The organism is Kitasatospora sp. NPDC058492, from assembly GCF_042720685.1.
Taxonomy (GTDB): Bacteria; Actinomycetota; Actinomycetes; order Streptomycetales; family Streptomycetaceae; genus Kitasatospora.
Genome location: NZ_JBHXMU010000008.1, coordinates 140,537 through 157,181, shown reverse-complemented (window position 1 = coordinate 157,181; position 16,645 = coordinate 140,537). Strand labels below are relative to the sequence as shown.

General features: G+C 72.0%; 13 protein-coding genes and 1 pseudogene. 9 read left to right on the top strand and 5 right to left on the bottom strand.

Annotated elements, in window-relative coordinates; translation table 11 throughout:
* Positions 1–8 precede the first annotated feature (8 nt).
* The 3 genes from ACFWPI_RS08340 to ACFWPI_RS08330 all read right to left on the bottom strand — a co-directional run bounded on the left by ACFWPI_RS08340 (position 9) and on the right by ACFWPI_RS08330 (position 3,778).
* Entirely contained in the window at positions 9–2,159 is a 2,151-nt protein-coding gene (locus ACFWPI_RS08340; protein WP_380374457.1) for a glycoside hydrolase, read from the bottom strand.
* Between the two features lie 134 nt (positions 2,160–2,293).
* Complete coding sequence (locus tag ACFWPI_RS08335; RefSeq protein ID WP_380374454.1) at positions 2,294–3,040, bottom strand: tRNA-dependent cyclodipeptide synthase; 747 nt, start codon at positions 3,038–3,040, stop codon at positions 2,294–2,296.
* A 192-nt stretch (positions 3,041–3,232) separates the two neighbouring features.
* A complete protein-coding gene (locus ACFWPI_RS08330) occupies positions 3,233–3,778 on the bottom strand; it encodes a hypothetical protein (RefSeq protein ID WP_380374451.1) in 546 nt (181 codons plus the stop codon).
* An 825-nt stretch (positions 3,779–4,603) separates the two neighbouring features.
* On the opposite strand from ACFWPI_RS08330, the gene ACFWPI_RS08325 reads away from it, so the two are divergent.
* The 7 genes from ACFWPI_RS08325 (at position 4,604) to ACFWPI_RS08295 (ending at position 13,098) form a co-directional block, all read left to right on the top strand.
* Positions 4,604–5,248 carry a sensor domain-containing protein gene (locus ACFWPI_RS08325; RefSeq protein ID WP_380374448.1) on the top strand — a complete coding sequence of 215 codons (645 nt, stop codon included), beginning with the start codon at positions 4,604–4,606 and terminating at the stop codon, positions 5,246–5,248.
* Complete coding sequence (locus ACFWPI_RS08320; RefSeq protein WP_380374445.1) at positions 5,245–7,200, top strand: DNA/RNA non-specific endonuclease; 1,956 nt, start codon at positions 5,245–5,247, stop codon at positions 7,198–7,200. Before ACFWPI_RS08325 ends, ACFWPI_RS08320 begins: the two co-directional genes overlap by 4 nt.
* A gap of 53 nt (positions 7,201–7,253) precedes the next feature.
* A complete protein-coding gene (locus ACFWPI_RS08315) occupies positions 7,254–8,330 on the top strand; it encodes a hypothetical protein (RefSeq protein WP_380374442.1) in 1,077 nt (358 codons plus the stop codon).
* Between the two features lie 230 nt (positions 8,331–8,560).
* The gene (locus tag ACFWPI_RS08310) at positions 8,561–8,824 is read left to right on the top strand and encodes a hypothetical protein (RefSeq protein WP_363373866.1); all 264 of its coding nucleotides are present in this window, start codon (positions 8,561–8,563) and stop codon (positions 8,822–8,824) included.
* A gap of 61 nt (positions 8,825–8,885) precedes the next feature.
* Entirely contained in the window at positions 8,886–10,331 is a 1,446-nt protein-coding gene (gndA, locus tag ACFWPI_RS08305) for an NADP-dependent phosphogluconate dehydrogenase (RefSeq protein ID WP_380374439.1), read from the top strand.
* A gap of 134 nt (positions 10,332–10,465) precedes the next feature.
* Positions 10,466–12,211 (top strand): amidohydrolase, encoded by a 1,746-nt coding sequence (locus ACFWPI_RS08300; protein WP_380374436.1) that lies wholly within the window; start codon positions 10,466–10,468, stop codon positions 12,209–12,211.
* 323 nt (positions 12,212–12,534) lie between these two features.
* A complete protein-coding gene (locus tag ACFWPI_RS08295) occupies positions 12,535–13,098 on the top strand; it encodes a hypothetical protein (protein WP_380374434.1) in 564 nt (187 codons plus the stop codon).
* A 234-nt stretch (positions 13,099–13,332) separates the two neighbouring features.
* Here ACFWPI_RS08295 and ACFWPI_RS08290 read toward each other — a convergent pair whose 3' ends face one another.
* A complete protein-coding gene (locus ACFWPI_RS08290) occupies positions 13,333–14,883 on the bottom strand; it encodes an alpha/beta hydrolase (protein WP_380374431.1) in 1,551 nt (516 codons plus the stop codon).
* Between the two features lie 215 nt (positions 14,884–15,098).
* A pseudogene (locus ACFWPI_RS08285) lies at positions 15,099–15,197 on the bottom strand (oxidoreductase); the annotation flags it as partial.
* A gap of 210 nt (positions 15,198–15,407) precedes the next feature.
* On the opposite strand from ACFWPI_RS08285, the gene ACFWPI_RS08280 reads away from it, so the two are divergent.
* Together ACFWPI_RS08280 and ACFWPI_RS08275 are read left to right on the top strand one after the other, a co-directional pair.
* Positions 15,408–16,088, top strand: a complete 681-nt coding sequence (locus ACFWPI_RS08280) for a hypothetical protein (RefSeq protein WP_380374429.1) — start codon at positions 15,408–15,410, stop codon at positions 16,086–16,088.
* Positions 16,089–16,122: 34 nt separating this feature from the next.
* On the top strand, positions 16,123–16,533 hold the full coding sequence (locus ACFWPI_RS08275) for a PPOX class F420-dependent oxidoreductase (RefSeq protein ID WP_380374426.1): 411 nt from the start codon (positions 16,123–16,125) through the stop codon (positions 16,531–16,533).
* Positions 16,534–16,645: the final 112 nt, after the last annotated feature.

The following is a 16,645-nucleotide window of genomic DNA, read 5'->3' as shown; positions in this document are numbered from 1 at the left end:
TCAGGTCGTCAGGAGACCACGTCGGCCGGGCAGAGCCGCTGGGTGCCCGGGCGGCCGCGCACGGTGGCGTCCACGCAGCCGCCCGGCAGGCCGTCGTGGACCGTGGTGCCGAAGTTGGCGGTGACGGTCAGCGTGCCGTCGCCGAAGACGGTCCGCTGCACCAGGTGGTCGCCGGTCAGCCAACGGAAAGAGGTCAGCTGCCGGGTGCCGGCCGCCTGGTGCAACGGCGCGAAGTACTGCTGCAGGGCGGCCAGTTCCCGCTGGTTCTGCCCGTCGCGCGGGTCCTTGTCGCTGAGCACGAAGTTGAGCGGGGTGTTGTCGAGCATCGCCAGCAGCGCACGCGTGGTCTTCTGCTCCGGCAGTTTACTGAAGGGCAGTTCCCAGCGTTCGACGTTGACCAGCGACCCGTGCAGCGCCGTCTCGTACAGCGGCACCCGGTACCGCGGGTCGTACATCGCCTTCAGGGCGGCGGCCACCCTGGCCTGGTGCTCGGGCTTGAAGTCCGTGGTCCGCACCGGCTTGAAGAAGGTGGCGGCGGCCTGTTCCGGGGCGTAGCCGCCCCAGGCGCCGTCGTCCTTGGGGTCCTGCGGCCCGTTGTCGAAGTGCCCGGACTCCATCGCCCACAGCCGCCCGTCCACCGGGGTGCCCGAGCCGTGGTCGAAGGCCAGCACCTGGTTGGCCCAGGAGCCGGCGGACTCCGAGCCCAGGACCAGCGGGGCCGGCCGGCCCGTGGACGCGTCGTACGAGCCGTCCGTCAGGCGCCGCATCCGGGCGAGCCGGTTGGCGCGGTCCTCGTCCATGGTCATCGCGTGGGCGGGGTCGAAGTCCCGGAAGAGCTCGCCCGCCGCGTCCACGTCGAGGAAGTAGCTGTCGGCCCCGTTGGCGACCAGCGAGCGGGTGCGGTCCGCCAGGTAGTGCTGTTGCGGCTCGGCCTGCTCGAACGCCTGCGAGCTGAGGTAGCAGCCCTTCTTGTGGAAGCCGGGTTGCGGCGTCCCGTCGGCCCTGAGGACGCAGAACCGGGGGTAGACGTCGTCCGGCCAGACGGAGTTGGGGGACGAATCGTCCGTCTTCTGCTGGCCGTTGGCGAAGGAGTCGTACGGTCCGACCAGGTAGCCGGCGGCCTCGGCGGCCTTGACGTCCTCGCTCGTCATCGGGGAGTCGTCGGAGTCGTAGCCGAGCCAGAGCCGGGAGACGCCCAGTTCCTTGAGCCGGTCGAGGTAGGCGGGCCGGCGGGCGCCGCCCCAGGCGTAGGCGTGGAAGGCGCCGAGCAGCTTCGCGGTCTGCGGGTTCTGCTTGATCTTTTCGCTCAGGCTGCCCAACTGCCCGTGCTCCGCAAGCCAGTTGCGGTAGTCCACGGCCGGGGCCACCGGGGAGCCGTCGGTGAGGGAGAGGGCCACGGTGTACGTGCCGGTGCCGTTCCCGGCGGCGAACCCGTGCTCGGCCGTGGCCCGCAGCCGCCCGTCCTGGGAGGCGAACGTCAGCGACGTGCCGATGTCGGTGGGGACGATGTAGCTGACGCCGGCCCGGCCGGAGCGGAGCGTGTAGCCCCACATCGGCATGGACAGCTGCGAGCTCAGCTCCTGCTCCTCGCCGACCAGCGCCCCGTCGGAGGAGTTCCAGAACGGGTCGTCGACGGGAAGGGACAGCCCCTCGCCGCGCGGGAGTTGGACCTCGGCGGCGGCCGGGTCGGTGGCGGTCACCGGCCACCGCACCGAGGTGTCGCCGCCGCTCCCGGTGGGGGCGGTCCCGGTGAGGGCGGTCCCGGTGAGGGTGACCAGCAACCGGCCGTGATCGGCGCGGACTTCGGCCCGCAGACCCTTCTCCGGGTACGACCAGGCGGCGCCGCTCGCCGTCCTGACCGGGTCGCTCGCCCTGCCCAGCCCCTGGGCGGCCGGAGCGGACAGCAGGACCACCCGCCCGTCCTCGGTCCGGGCCTCGGCCCGCAGCGTGGCCGCGTCGATGGTGGCGGTACCGCCGCGTACCGGCACGTCGACGCGCCCGTCATGGACCCGCACCTGCATCTGCGAGGCGGAGCTGGCGCTGGCGCTCGCCACGGTTCCGGACACCAGCGCGGTGGCCACGGCGAGGACGAGAACGGCGCGCGGAACGTGCCGGCGGGCGGGGCCCGCAAGGGATGACGTATGAGTACCGGTGTGCATGACACAGTGATACGGAGGACTCCTAAGAAGTCCTTAAGAAGCGACCATTGACCACCGGTCATGCTGACGGCACCCGGGCTCGGACGTGCTGGTCCGGCGGCCTGGCAGAGCGCCCGGCGGGATGAGGGGCGCCGTCAACGCCTCCGCAGATCGAGCGAGACGACGGTCAGCCGGCGCAGTTCCTCGGGTGCGTCCGGGTGCTTCCCGTCGGTGATCTCGGAAAGGGTGCCGAACGAACCGGGGTAGACCATGACGGAAAGGCCTTCCTGGGCAAGACACGCGAATATCGCGGACTCCTCCAGAAAGTACTGTGCGGACATTTCGACCCGCCTCTCCAGGTCGGCCTCGGCGAGTTGGCCGGAATACCTGGCGTGAAAGCGCCGCCCGAACGCATCGACGGACTCCCGGAAGTTCCGGTCGGCCCGGCGGTAGTCGGCGAGGCTTCGATGGTGCTTTGCGTAGGAATCCCACCGCTGCACTTCGGAGCAGCGCAGGAACGTGAATTCGGTCCGCTCGCGTTCGGCCTCGAACAGGGCCCGGGTGTCGGCGATGAAGCGGTCGCCCAGGGCCAGCGCCCGGGAGAGCGCCTCGTCCTCCGGCAGTCCCTGGGTGGACGCCAGGGTGATCCGGTGGATGCTGTCCCCGACCAGCACCGTGCAGCGGGGGAACCGCCCGGCTATCCAGCGGAGCATCGCGGCGAGTTTTCCCGGAGCGAAGTTGCCGTTCTCCAGGCTGACGCCGAGGAAGCACTGGCCCCGATCCGCCAGTCCGGCCCGCCGGGCCGGAGGGGAGACCAAGTCAACACTCGCCTTGTAGGAGGTTTTCGGCCGATTCTCGGAGATTCCTGATATGCCGACAGAAGTCTGTTCGTAAGGAGGCACGCGAAAACCCCTCCGGGCCATCGAACGGGTGAGCGATGATCGGTACGGGATCGAAGTTAGGTTTCGCCCGATCAAGCGTCAAATTGCTTCAACTCGCCCACAGCACAGTGGCCGGTCCCGGAGTGGACCGCGTCTCCATCAGCCCGATGGCTTGAGGCCTCATAAGTCTGACGGTGCGTCTCGCCGAGTTGTTCAGTGTTCGGCGGCGCTGCGGAACTGCAGGGCGATCGCCCCGGCCTGGTGAATGTCCGTGATGCCGAGGACCGCGACGGAGCCCACCGTCGAGGCGTCGCCCCAGCGGCACACCACAGCTCCTCTGCCGATCTGGTGCCCGCACTGCATGGCTCCGCCGAGCGGGCCGGCGTCGACGTCCTGGGGGTCTTCGATCTTCGCGCCCGCGAAGAAGTTGGTCAGGCCCCAGGAGAGGGAGTGCGTGGCGTTCTCCCGGGCGAGCTTGGGATCCCACTGCGTAGTGGAGGCGTTGAAGACGAGGCTCGGCCGGGTGCCGTCCGGCGTGTCCGTATAGAACCAGTAGCGCTCGGGGGTCGCGCCCGGCACCCGGGCCGACAGACCGACTGCGGCCTCACCGGTGATCAGGTGGTAGCCGGCGACGGTTGCCGGAGCGTCGATGGTGCGCCCGGCCGGGCCTGACCGGGCCGCAGGGCCGTAAGAGGAGTCCGAACCCACCTCTACGACCACTGCGATCACCCCGGCGCCGACGAGGAGGAGAGTCGCCACAATGCTGACGCTCCTGCGCCTTCTCCGCACCGCGGCGACGCGGGGCGCCTCTTCGAGGGTGCGGGCGACGGGGTTTCGCCAGGTGCCGGTGAACCGCCAGGCGAGAAGGACAGCGATCAGAGCGGGTATACCCCACGTCCCCATGGACTGTCCGATTTGGTACGCATGCGAATGCGTGTCAACAGCGAGAAGCACGTGGCGCATCGTAGCGGGCCCACTCAGCCTCGGGAGCAGGCGGCTGCCCTCCGTCCGTGGACGGACAAGCAGGCTGTCCGCCTGCTCCGGGGGCTCGGACTCCTCACCTCCGAGCGATCCTCGGAGCCCGGTGGTCCTCCGGGCGTCCTGACTCCTCGCCGCCGAGGGTTCCGATCCGTCGGCTCGGCGCGGCACGACGCGGGTTGATCCAACTCCGGAGCACTGACTGGCAGTTGGTGGTTTCGGCGAAATGCTCAGACGGTCCTCAAATCCGACCGGAAGGTCTTGCCCCGCTGCGCTGGATGAGTGACGGTATGTCCCGGCTTCGTTTACAGAACGCAACCTGAGTCGCCCGGATGGCGGCGTGTCGTGGGGGAGATCAGCGTGGCCGAAGACGCCGACTACATCATTCCGCCGCCGGCGGGCCCGGGCGGTGGTGGCCCGCCAGGCGCTGGGGCGGCCCGTCCTGCCGGGCCGCCTTCGGCATCCGGCGCGGCGCCGTCGCCGCAGTCGCAACCGCCGTCGCCGCAGCCGCAGCCGCCGGTTCCGCAGCACGCGCCGACGGCAGGCCCGGAGAGGCCCCGGCTCACTCGGGTACCGCGCCACTGGCAGCTGATCGTGGCCGCGGTCGTGCCCTGCCTCGTCCTGGCCGGCATCGGGTGGTGGCTCTGGCCGCAGCAGCCGACGGGCCTGCCGCCGCACGTGGCCGCGGGTACGGTCCAAGCGGACCTCGTGAGCCCTGACGGCGTCAGCCGGCTGGCCGGGACGACGCTGGTCGCCGGCCCGCAGTCGGACCGGCCGCACGCCCCGCTCGCCGTGTCGCCGTCGGAATGCGCCGTCGCGGCGGGACCGACGACCCAGTCGGTCTACGGACAGGCGTGGACCGCGTTCCTGTCGGCGACCTACCAGGACGCAGGGGCCACGGGCGCCTACACCGCGAACCAGGTCATCGGCGTGTTCCCGGACAGCGAGAAGACCGGCGCGGCCTTCCAGGCGCTCACCGACGGTCTCACCAAGTGCCCGTCCTCGACGGTCACCGACCAGGCAGGTCGTACCGCGAAGTGGGCCTACACGGCCCACCCTCCCACCGAGGTCGCCGTGGCGTGGACGGCGGCGCAGGACGGCGCACAGGACGGCGGCGCGCAGTGGGCCTGCCACCACCAGGCGCGGGTGAAGGGCACGAGTCTGGTCCAGGTCGCCGTCTGCCAGGCGGGCGACGGCCAGCCGACCACCGCGAAGCTCGCCGACGAGCTCACCGGGAAGGTGAGCGGATGACCGCGTCCCCGTACGGGCCGGCCGCTCGCCACCGGCGAACCGTACGAACGACCGTGCGGACGGCCATACGGACGACCGTACGGACCACCGCACGGCGCGTCGTTCTCCTGGTGCTGGCGGCCGTGCTGGTGCCGGTCGTCGGCGCGGGAGCGCCCGCGTTCGCGGCCACCGGCGCTGCGGCCGTCGCGGCCCAGTCGGGCGGCGTCGCTCTCCTGGTGCCGTCCGGGGACGTCGCGGCCGCCTCGGCGGACCTCATCCGGGAGATCGAGGACTTCAACCGGCAGGAAGCGGAGATCGCGCAACAGGGCAAGGCCGTGGTCGCCGAGGCGGAGCAGATCACCAAGGATGCCGCCGCCCTGCGCAACGACACCGCGGCGTTCGAGAGCAAGGCCGCTGCCGCGAAGCAGAAGGCCGGCAGCTTCGGAACGCGCGCGGCGGCCCTGGCCTCCAGGATCGATGCCCACAACAACAAGCCGCACACCTTCCAACTGCCCGCGCAGGCCGCCGCGTCCAGCGCGTACGACGCCGAGGCGAGCGAACTGAGGGCCGAACAGGCCCAGCTCCAGGCCGAGAAGGGCAGCCTTGAGAGCGAGCAGTCCCAGCTCGGGCAGGAGGAGTCCAAGCTCAGTTCCAGGCAGTCCCAACTCGCCACCGCCGCCAAGGCCCAGGAGGCGAAGGCCAAGGCGCTCCAGGCCAAGGAGCAGCAGCTCCAGCCCCGGGCCCAGCAGTTGCTCCAGCAGATGGCCCAGGCCACCCAGAGCCTCGCCGACAATCCACCGGACCCGGCGGCGGCGATGGACCAGGGCGGTGACGCGGCCGCCCCTCCGCAGCACCGCGCTCACGCCCCGTCCCAGAACCAGAGTCAGAGCCAAAGTCAGAGCCAGAGCCAATCCCAGAGCCGGAGGCGGGGAGCCGACACCGTCGACACTGCCGACACCGCTGACACCGCCGGCACCGCCGACAGCCCGTACCAGCAGCCGCGCACCTCCGCCCTGAAGGCCTACGCGAAACAGGCCGGCACCACCGTCGACATGCGCCCGGGCACGGCGTACCTGCTGCCCGAAGCCGTCGGGCAGCTTCCCGCCGCACAGGCAGCGCAGCTCGGCAGCCCGTCCATCGCCTACGACGGGCTGGTCCGCAAACCCGACGGGACCTACACGGCCCTCCAGGTGCAGATGCCGGGGGCTGCCACGGCCCCCGCCCTGGAGGTCTTCAGAACCGCCATGGACCGCCGCGGCCGGCTCGTCGCGTACAAGGCCGGCGTGAAGCTCGTCATCGACGAGATCAAGTCCGTCCAGCCGGCGCCGGAGCCCCCGGCGACCGGCCCCGGGAGCCCGTCGCCCTCTCCTTCCGGCAAGGCCGCCTGCCTGACCCGGCCCCGGGGGAGGGCGAGCGGCGGCGGATGGATCCTCAACACCGAGCAGCCCGTGCCCAGTCGCAACCGGACCGCGGGCCCGAGTCCCTCCGGCTCCCGGGCCCCCGCGCCGGCCACCAGGGCCGGCAAGGCGGAGGCCTGCCTGACGAACCCCTTGGTCAAGGGGGACGAGGCCGACGGCGACATCACGGGCTGGGGGGACGCGAACGCGCAGTCTCCCAGCGGCGGCCTCGCCCGCTGCCATCTGATCGCCAACGTCCTCGGGGGAAGGGGCAGTCACAAGGAGGACTGGATCAACCTCGTCCCGTGCTACCAGCTCGGGATGAACATCAAGGGGATCAGCATGAGGATGTTCGAGGCCAGGGTCCAGAAGGAGGTGAACGCGCTGTCCGCGGACGGGGACGCCGCCGTGTACTACGTGGTGACGCCCCTCTACCGGGACGACAGCAGCACCATCCCGTGGGGCGCCAGCATGAGTGCCACGGTCCAGCTGCCCGACGGCACGTCATGGCCCGTCTTCAACGAGCAGACCCTCCTGAACGTCCCCTGGGACGGCGGGCCCAGTCTGGGGAACTGAGACCGGGCAACCGGGGACCGGGGACCCGGGACCGGTACGGCTTGGAGGCCGGCATGACCCGCACCACCCCGCCGAGGCCGGACGACATCGTGGCGGCCTTCCCACGGCTGGCCCCGCTGGCCCGGACGGCGACCCGGCTGCACCCGCGGCCCGGATCGCCGTCCCCGCGGGAGAGCTCGGTCGGAGGTCCGCTGCTGTGGCCCGCCACCGAGCCGTGGCCGCACTGCGAAGGCACGCACCGGGTGCCGGCCGTGCTGCCGGCGACCTCCCCAGCGGATGTCCGGCTGTTGCGCGAGATCCGGGCGGCCGCCCGGAGCCGACCAGCGGGTGCCCGCACCTACACCCCGCAGGAGCGCGCCGTGCTGGATCGGGCCGGCGCCGGCCGCCCGTGCCCGCAGGGGCCGGTCGCGATGCTGGCCGTGGCCCAGCTGTACGTCCGCGAGGTGCCCGACCTGCGTCCGCCCGAAGGCGCGGACCTGCTCCAGGTTCTGTGGTGCCCCTTCGACCACCCATTCGAGCACCCTTTCGACTACTCCTGGGAGAGCATGCCGAGGACCGAGCTGTTCTGGCGGTCCGCCACCGCGGTCGGCGAGGTCCTCACCGCGCCTCCGCAGCCGCCCGCGATCCAGTACGAGGACTACCTGCCGCAGCCGTGCCTGGTCTCCCCCGAGCAGGTCACCGAGTACCCCCTGGCGGTGGAGCTCGACCCGGACCTGCGCGCGCAGGTCCGGGCGTGGAGCGCCCGGCGGAAGACCGGTGCGAAGCCGGGCAGCGCCTACGACGGGGCGGAGGACGGGTACTACGACTGGGAGTTGTCCGTCGCCCCCGGTTGGAAGGCCGGCGGCTGGGCTCCCTGGAGCTTCACCGATCCCGCTCCGCAGTACTGCCGCGCCTGCGGTTGCCGGATGGACCCGATGCTGACCATCGCCACGACGGAGTGGCGCGCGGACGTCCGCAGCTGGATCCCGTACGAGGACCGGGCCGGCGCGACCCAGGCCGGTGCGACCCGGGACGCCGTCCGCCCCGACCCGGCGGCACCGACCATGATCACCGTCGGCGACGGGTACAACCAGCAGATCTACGCGTGCCCGGCGGCCCCGGAGCACCCGCACGCCGCACTGCTGCAGTAGCCGACCGGAGCCGCCGCGCTGCGCCCGGGCCGACGCCCCGTTACCCGAACGGAGTATGCCGGGCCCGGCAACTCGGCCGCCCCACCGCGGGCGACGGGCGGCGGGAGGCGGCCGCGCCGGTGCGTGAACGTCGAGCGGCTGGTGGGGCGGTCCCGGACGCGGATCGGCAGAATCGGGGTGTGGGGGCGGCCCCGGCTGCGCCGCAGGCGGCTACGTGAGAGGACCATGCCATGCCCGACTTCCACCCGAAGCACGATCATCTGATCGTCAAGCCGATCGGGGTTTCGACCCCGCAGGACCCGGAGACGTGGACGGGCGAGGTGGTGGCGGTGGGGCCCGGCCGGCAGTTGGGGAGCGGCAAGCCGCACCCGGTGGACGTCAAGGTCGGCGAGAAGATCCTCTTCAACAGGCTCTCCGGATCGGAGATCCGGGTGGAGGGCGAGGAGTACGTCGAGCTTCCCGAGGACGAGATCCTCGCGCTCTCCGCTGAGTAGTCCCGACAGCCCCAAGCACCCGAGCACCTGTGCCCCCGAGACCCCCTTGGAGATTCCCACCATGACCGAGCAGGCACCGGCCCGGATCGGCGTCACCGGATTGGCCGTGATGGGCCGCAACCTGGCCAGGAACTTCGCCCGCCACGGCTATCGGGTGGCCGTGCACAACCGCACGCAGGCGCGGACCACGGCGCTGCTGGAGGAGTTCGGGCACGAGGGTGAGTTCGTGGCCGCCGAGACGACGGAGAAGTTCGTCGCGGCCCTGGAACGCCCCCGCCTGATCGTGATCATGGTCAAGGCCGGGGCGCCGACCGACGCGGTCATCGACGAGCTGGTGCCGCTGCTCGACGAGGGCGACGTGGTGGTGGACGGCGGGAACGCGCACTTCCTCGACACCAGGAGGCGGGAGGCGGCCCTGCGCGGACGCGGCCTGCACTTCGTGGGCAGCGGCATCTCCGGCGGTGAGCAGGGCGCCCTGGAGGGGCCGAGCATCATGCCCGGCGGCACCCCGGAGGCCTACCGGGTCCTGGGACCGCTGCTGGAGGACATCGCGGCCAAGGTCGACGGCAAGCCCTGCTGCACCCACGTCGGGCCGGACGGCGCCGGCCACTTCGTCAAGATGGTCCACAACGGCATCGAGTACGCCGACATGCAGCTCATCGCCGAGGCGTACGACCTGCTGCGGCACGGAGCCGGACTGCAACCCGACGCGATCGCCGAGGTCTTCCGGACCTGGAACGGCGGACGCCTGGAGTCCTACCTGATCGAGATCACCGCCGAGATCCTCGCCCACACCGATGCGGCGACCGGGAAGCCCTTCGTCGACGTCGTGCTGGACCAGGCCGAGCAGAAGGGCACCGGCCGCTGGACCGTCCAGAGCGCGCTGGAGCTCGGCGTGCCCGTCAGCGGGATCGCCGAGGCCGTCTTCGCCCGGGCGCTGTCCGGCAGCGTGCCGCTCCGGCAGGCCGGCCGGGGGCTGCCCGGCCCCACCGAGACCTGGCTCGACAGCGCGGCGTCGGACCGGTTCGCGGACGACGTCGAGCAGGCGCTGTACGCCTCCAAGATGGTGGCCTACGCCCAGGGCTTCAACCAGATCCAGGCCGGCAGCGCGGAGTACTCCTGGCAGATCGACCCCGGTGAGATGGCCGCGATCTGGCGTGGCGGCTGCATCATCAGGGCCCGGTTCCTGGACCGGATCAGGGCCGCGTACGAGGCCGACCGGGAGCGCCCCACGCTGCTGACCGACGCGCACTTCCGGGAGGCGCTCGGCTCCGCGCAGTCGGCCTGGCGACGGGTCGTCTCGACGGCGGCCCAACTGGGGGTGCCCGCCCCCGGCTTCGCGACCGCGCTCGCCTACTACGACGGCCTGCGGGCGGAGCGCCTCCCGGCCGCGCTGGTGCAGGGCCAGCGGGACTTCTTCGGCGCGCACACCTACCACCGTGTCGACCGGGACGGGACCTTCCACACCCGTTGGGAGCTGGAGAGGCGCCCGGAGGAACAGCGCTGAGACACCTGAGACACCTGAGGCACCCGCAACCACCGTGCGGGAGCGACATGCGGACAGACCGGCGCCACAGAAGGTGATTTCGCGGTCACCATGGGTAGGAGCGTGGCGCAAACCCCTACCTCCAGGAGACCCGCATGGCCCAGCAGGCCGACCTCATCCTCCACGGCGGCGAGATCGTCACCGTCGCCGAGAGCGCCGGGAGTACCGAGAGCAGCGAAAGTGGCGCCCGGCCCCCCGAGGCCGTGGCCGTCAAGGACGGCACGATCGTCTTCGTCGGCCCCCGGCAGGAGGCGCTGGACCAGTGGAGCGGCCCGCACACCGTCGTACGGGACCTTGAGGGCCGCGCCCTGCTGCCCGGGTTCGTCGACGCGCACGGGCACCTCGGCGGCATCGGCCTCCAGGCCACCATCGCCAACCTGCTGGCCGCACCGGACGGCGACGTCACCGGGCTCGACTCGCTGAAGGACAAGCTGCGCGCCTGGGCCGGGAGCACGGTGGGCGCGGACTCCGAGTGGATCGTCGGGTTCGGGTACGACGACGCGATGCTCGCCGAGGGCCGCCACCCCACCCGCGAGGACCTCGACGAGGTGTCCACGGACCGCCCGGTGCTCGCCATCCACCAGTCCTTCCACCTCGGCGCGGTGAACAGCCTCGGCCTGGAACGGCTCGGCTACTCGGCCGCCACGCCCGACCCCGAGGGCGGGGTGATCCGGCGGCGCGAACTCGCCGTCCCGCCCGCGCACGGTGAGCCCGACGGGGTCCTGGAGGAGAAGGCGTTCACCCCGGCCTCGGACCTGGCGCTCGCGGGGCTGCCCGAACGGGCGCAGCTGATGCTGTTCATCACCGGCGCGGCCACGGCGGCGAGCTTCGGCTTCACCACCGTCCAGGAGGGCGGCACCACCCTCGCCAACCTCAAGGCGCTGCGGGACACGGCCGCCGCCGTGCCGTTCGCGGTCGACGTGGTCGCGTACGTGAAGGCCGGGGAGGTCATCTCCTCCGCGCTGGACGACCCGATCGGGGTGAGCGACGAGTACCTGGACGGCGTCCGCGCGGCCGGGGTGAAGCTGGTGCTGGACGGTTCGCCGCAGGGCCGCACGGCGTGGCTCACCGCGCCGTACCTGACGCCGCCGGCCGGGCAGCCCGAGGACTACTGCGGGTACCCGGCGGAGCCGGACGACGCGGTGGTGGCCAAGCAGGTCAGCACGGCGGTCGAGCGGGGCTGGCAGGTGCTGGCGCACGTCAACGGCGACGCGGCGATCGACCAGTTCCTCCGGGCGGTCGAGGCGGCCGGGCCGGGCCGGCGGCCGACCGTGGCCATCCACGCGCAGACCGCCCGCGAGGACCAGGTCAAGGCGTTCGCCCGGCTGGGGATCGTGCCGTCCTTCTTCTCCATGCACACCTACTACTGGGGCGACTGGTACCGCAGGACCGTCCTCGGCGAGGAGCGGGCGGCCACCATCTCCCCCGCCCGCTGGGCGCTCGACCGCGGCCTGCGCTACACCTCGCACCACGACGCGCCGGTGGCGTTGCCCGACTCGATCGCCGTGCTGTCCAGCCAGGTGACCCGGCGCACCCGAACCGACGGGGTCGTCCTCGGGCCGGAGCAGCGGGTGTCGGCCCTGGAGGCGGTCCGCGCGATCACCCTCAACGCCGCCCACCAGTACGGCGAGCAGGACCGCAAGGGCAGCATCGAGGTCGGCAAGCTCGCGGACCTGGTGATCCTCAGCGCCAATCCGCTGACGGTCGACCCGGAGGCGATCCGCGACATCGAGGTCGTCGAGACGATCAAGGCGGGAACGACCATCCACCCGCCGGCACCCGCCGCCCGGGCCTCCGCGATCCCGGCCACCGCGCCCACCCCGCAGTGGGGCTGCTGCTGAGCGTCCGGGGCCGGGCCGGGAAGCTCCGAGATCCCCACCCTCCAGTTGGACGGCGGGACGTTCTGAGCGCCCCGCGCGGGTCCAGCTCGCTCTCGTCCAGGTGGTTGCCGCCGTAGAGCACCTCGTAGACCCCGGGAGCGTCCTGCGGGTCGAAGGCGGTGAGCGGGCGGGCGGGCCGGAAGCTGCCGGTGGATCTGCCGATCGGCGGCGCGCCGCGGACCTAACGTTCGGTGCGGCGCCGGACGCAGCGGGACGGGCGCCACAGGAAACCCTCCCGCTACTTCGTCAACTCCGCTTTCCCCGGAAGGACTTCGAGCCCACCCATGTCCAGACTCCGCTCCCGGGTCGCCGCCCTGGCCGCCCTCGCCACGATCGGGTTCGGCGCCCTCACCACGGGTACCGCCGACGCCGCCCAGGCCGCCGCCCCCGCCTCGGCTCCGGCCGCCGTGGCCGCCGCGCTGTCCGAGCCCACCCACATCCCGATGAACAGCCTGCTGAACCGCAACCAGGCCTGGTACTCGCCGAACGGCCACATCATGCTGGCCATGCAGGGCGACGGCAACGTCGTCCTGTACCGCGACACCACCCCGATCTGGGTCGCCAAGGGCGCCATCCCCGACGGCAACATCCTGGTCATGCAGGGCGACGGCAACCTCGTCGTGTACTCCGCCGCCAACACCGCGCTGTGGGCCAGCAACACCGGCGGCAACCCCGGCGCCGAGCTGGCCGTCTACAACGAGGGTGCGATCGCCGTCCAGCTGAACGGCAAGATCCTGTGGACCAGCGCCCAGTCGGCGCCGACCCTGCCCAAGTGCCCGCCGTGGGGCCCGCCCTACCCGGGCCAGGTCACCTGGCCGTGGTGCCCGACCTGGCCCTTCCCGAGCTGACCCCCACCCCGGACGGTCACGCGACCGGCCCGTGCCCCCGCCGCCCGAACGGCGGCAGGGGCACGGGCCGGTGCCCAGGAGGTGCTGGGCGACGAGCCCGCCGACCGGGTGGCCGATGATCACGGGCGGGGTGCCGAAGGACCGCACGACGCGCGCGTAGTGATCCATGAGCACGCCGAACGACTCAGAACTCGCGCAGATCGGCGGGGTGGGGGCTTCGACGGTGCCGTGGGGCTAGTTGCCGCAGGTCAGGTCCTTGGCGGGCAGTCGACCGGTGGTCAGGTAGCGGTTGACGTCGGCGCTCGCGCAGGACGGGCCGGCCACCACCACACCGTGGCCCTCGCCGCCGGCCACCGTGATCATCCGTGCACCGTGCAGCGCCCGCCGCATGCCCTGTGCCATGGCCAATGTCGCCTGCGGGTCCCACTGGTTCTGCACGATCAGCGCGTTGACGTCGTTGTTCACCACGGTGGCCGGCTCGCCGGGCGCCCGCTTCCAGAACGCGCACGGCTGGATGTTGGCGCCCAGGTCGCCGGCCAGCGGGTAGCGGGCCTTGTCCCGGATCGCGTCCCGGCGGTACTGCTCGGGGTCGCGCGGCCAGTCGCGGGTGTCGCCGCAGAAGACGGCCCACACGACGGCGGCCCGGTTGTTCTCCGGGTCGACCGCGTCGGCGGCCCGCGCGCCCGCGCCCTCGTCGGTGGACCGGACCGGGGCGGCGTCGGACACCGCCGCGCCGGTCGCCCCGGCCGAAGCGGCCGAAGCGGCCGGCCCGCCCGCGGCTGCGGCCTTGAGCGCGACGATCCAGGGCGTGACGGCCTCGACGCGGACGAACTCGGCGTACCTGGACCGGATGGCGTCGCCGCTGAGCGCCCCGCCCTCCACCGGAACGGGCGTGCGGTCGGCGTGGGCGATCAGGTCCCAGTACGCCTTCCGGACCTCCGCCGCAGTCGCGCCCAGCCCGTACGCGGTGTTGCGGGCGGCGGCCCACTCGGTCCACCGGGTGAAGGCGAGTTCGGCCCCCGCCGACCACCCCCGGAACATCCCCCGCCACGCGAGCGCCGGATCGAGCGCGCTGTCGAGCACGAACCGGTCCGCGCGCCGGGGGAACATCTGTGTGTAGACGGCGCCCAGGTAGGTGCCGTACGAGTACCCGAAGTAGGAGATCTTCTGTTCCCCCAGCACCGCCCGGACGATGTCCATGTCCCGGGCCGTGTTGCGGGTGGTGATGTGCGCCAGCGTGTCCCCCGCCTTGGCCCGGCACTTGTCGGCCACCGTCCGGGCCCGGGCCACGTCCTCGGCGAACTTCCCTTCTGCGTAGGGGTGTTGGTAGACCTGCTCGTCGGGCGTCAGGCCGCAGCTGATCGGCGAGCTCTGCCCGACCCCGCGCGGGTCGAAGCCGACCAGGTCGAACCGCTCCCGCACCTGCGCCGACAGCAGCGGCTGCATCTCCACGGGCAGGCCCAGCCCCGGGAAACCCGGGCCACCGGGATTCATCAGCAGCACTCCGTGCCGCTGCTTCGCGCTGCCCGCCTTGATCCGCGATATCGCGAGGTCGATCCTCCGGCCCCCGGGGTTGCCGTAGTCCAGAGGCACCTTGACCTTCGCGCACTCGAACCCCGCCGGCCCGCCCGCGTCGCAGCGCTCCCAACGGAGCTCCTGCTGCGCGTACTGCTGGAGCGGGTCCCCGCCCGCCGCGAACGCCGTCACCGGAGTGAGCGCCGCGATCACGGTCGTCACCGCGCCGACCGTCAACAGGGAGATCGTTCGTCCGTCTCGCAGCGCCATGCCCGTCCTCTGTGCAGAATCGGTGTTCTCGGATCGCCTCCAGTCTCCGTTCAGGCGCACTCGTCCCCCGTACGGCGCAGGGATGGGTTCATGATCAGACTTGCGGCGTACGCCGACGGGCTGACGTAAGGCCAGAGTCCCATCTCCCGCCGACCGTCGGTCAGGGTCGACGACCTGTCGGCCGCCGGCCGGCGCTCGCGCTGCGCGCTCCTCGGCCCGCAGCCTGCGACGTTCTCTCGCAGGTGTGCCACCGACGAGGTGCCGCGGATCAGCAGGATGTTCGGCGACCGCCGCAGCAGCCAGGCCAGGGTGATCCACCCGTCGCGGCGGTTGCGGATGGTGGTTGTCGATTGTGTGATGTCCTGTCGACGCCGCCTCGCTCTGTCGGCGTGCTGCTCGCCCGGGCGTCGGGAATGGTACTGCACGACCCCAGGGAATGCCGTACGCCGCCTGCACCCTCCTACACGGAAGCTCCAGCGTGAGTACCATGCGCAACGTCATCCATTACTAAGGAGTGAACGGTTGTGACCAGCCAACCAGCCAGCACGCTCCGTACGCGGCTCGTCGATCAGGCCGCATCGGATCTGGAAGAGAACCGTCGGCGTCAGCGGGAACTGGCCGAGGAGGTCAGGATGCTGAAGCAGGAGGAAGCCCTCCTGGTCGACATCCTCCAGCTCGCCGAACGGTACGAGGGCCTGTCGGAACCCTCGCCCCTGCCCCAGCAGGCACAGGACGAGCCCGTGCTCACCGGGGCGAAGCGACGCCGGGCGTCCGCTGCGGCCCCCGCCCGCACACCTTCGCCGCGTTCGGCTCGTTCGGCTCGTTCGGCTCGTTCGGCACGGACGGAGAAGACGGCGAAGCCCGCGAAGCCCGCGAAGGCCGGGAACACGGCGCGGACGGTGCAGGCGGGGAAGCCGGCACGGGCCGCCGCGGCGGGGAAGTCGCGGCAACCCCTGCTCGGAGAGCTCCTGTTGTCCCTGCTCAGCGGTCACGACGAACCGCGCCTGGCGAAGGAGCTGCGGGACGAACTGCTGGTGAAGCACCCGGACCGCACCCCCACCGCGCAGGTCGTGCGCAACACCCTGGAGTCGCTCGTGGCCAAGGGGAGCATCCAGCGCCACAAGCAGCAGCGGTCCGTGCTGTACACCCTCGCCGAGTCCGGCCGGCACGCGCTCGTGGCGCAGGAGGGCGCTCAACGGCCTTGACCTCAACCGCCCTTGAGCTCCTAGGGTCGTCCGCATGATCTTCACCGAGAGGGAGCGCGAGTATCTGCTCGCCCAGCCACTGGCCCGACTTGCCACCATCGGCCCCGACGGCCGGCCGCAGATCCGCCCGGTGGGCTTCAGGCTCAACGACGACGGGACCATCGACATCGGCGGGCCCGCCATGGCCCGCAGCCAGAAGTACCGCAACGCGCAGGCCCGCCCCGAGGTCTCCGTCCTGGTCGACGACCTGGCTCCGGCCGATGACCCGGTCGCGGGCGGGTGGGGGCGCGGGATCGAGATCCGGGGCCGGGCCGAGGTGCTGACCGTCGACGTGCCGCCGGTGGCGCCCGACCGCTTCAGCCGGGACATCGTCCGCGTCCACCCCCGCAGGGTCATCACCTGGAACCTGGAGGAACGGGGGTCCGCCGCCCGCGACACCGGGTGACGAGGGTGGCGGAGTTCGTCGTGGATGCGGTCCGCGTGGACGGCGAACGTGATGCCCCCGATCCCGGGCTCCTCCTCGTTCGGCGCTCAGGAACGCGTACGTGTGTCCACCG

What these genes read in the sequence shown, in the direction of transcription:
- ACFWPI_RS08340 (WP_380374457.1), bottom strand. Translation starts at nt 2,159, where the DNA reads ATGCACACCGGTACTCATACGTCATCCCTTGCGGGCCCCGCCCGCCGG.
- ACFWPI_RS08320 (WP_380374445.1), top strand. Translation starts at nt 5,245, where the DNA reads ATGACCGCGTCCCCGTACGGGCCGGCCGCTCGCCACCGGCGAACCGTA.
- ACFWPI_RS08315 (WP_380374442.1), top strand. Translation starts at nt 7,254, where the DNA reads ATGACCCGCACCACCCCGCCGAGGCCGGACGACATCGTGGCGGCCTTC.
- ACFWPI_RS08310 (WP_363373866.1), top strand. Translation starts at nt 8,561, where the DNA reads ATGCCCGACTTCCACCCGAAGCACGATCATCTGATCGTCAAGCCGATC.
- gndA (WP_380374439.1), top strand. Translation starts at nt 8,886, where the DNA reads ATGACCGAGCAGGCACCGGCCCGGATCGGCGTCACCGGATTGGCCGTG.
- ACFWPI_RS08300 (WP_380374436.1), top strand. Translation starts at nt 10,466, where the DNA reads ATGGCCCAGCAGGCCGACCTCATCCTCCACGGCGGCGAGATCGTCACC.
- ACFWPI_RS08295 (WP_380374434.1), top strand. Translation starts at nt 12,535, where the DNA reads ATGTCCAGACTCCGCTCCCGGGTCGCCGCCCTGGCCGCCCTCGCCACG.
- ACFWPI_RS08290 (WP_380374431.1), bottom strand. Translation starts at nt 14,883, where the DNA reads ATGGCGCTGCGAGACGGACGAACGATCTCCCTGTTGACGGTCGGCGCG.
- ACFWPI_RS08275 (WP_380374426.1), top strand. Translation starts at nt 16,123, where the DNA reads ATGATCTTCACCGAGAGGGAGCGCGAGTATCTGCTCGCCCAGCCACTG.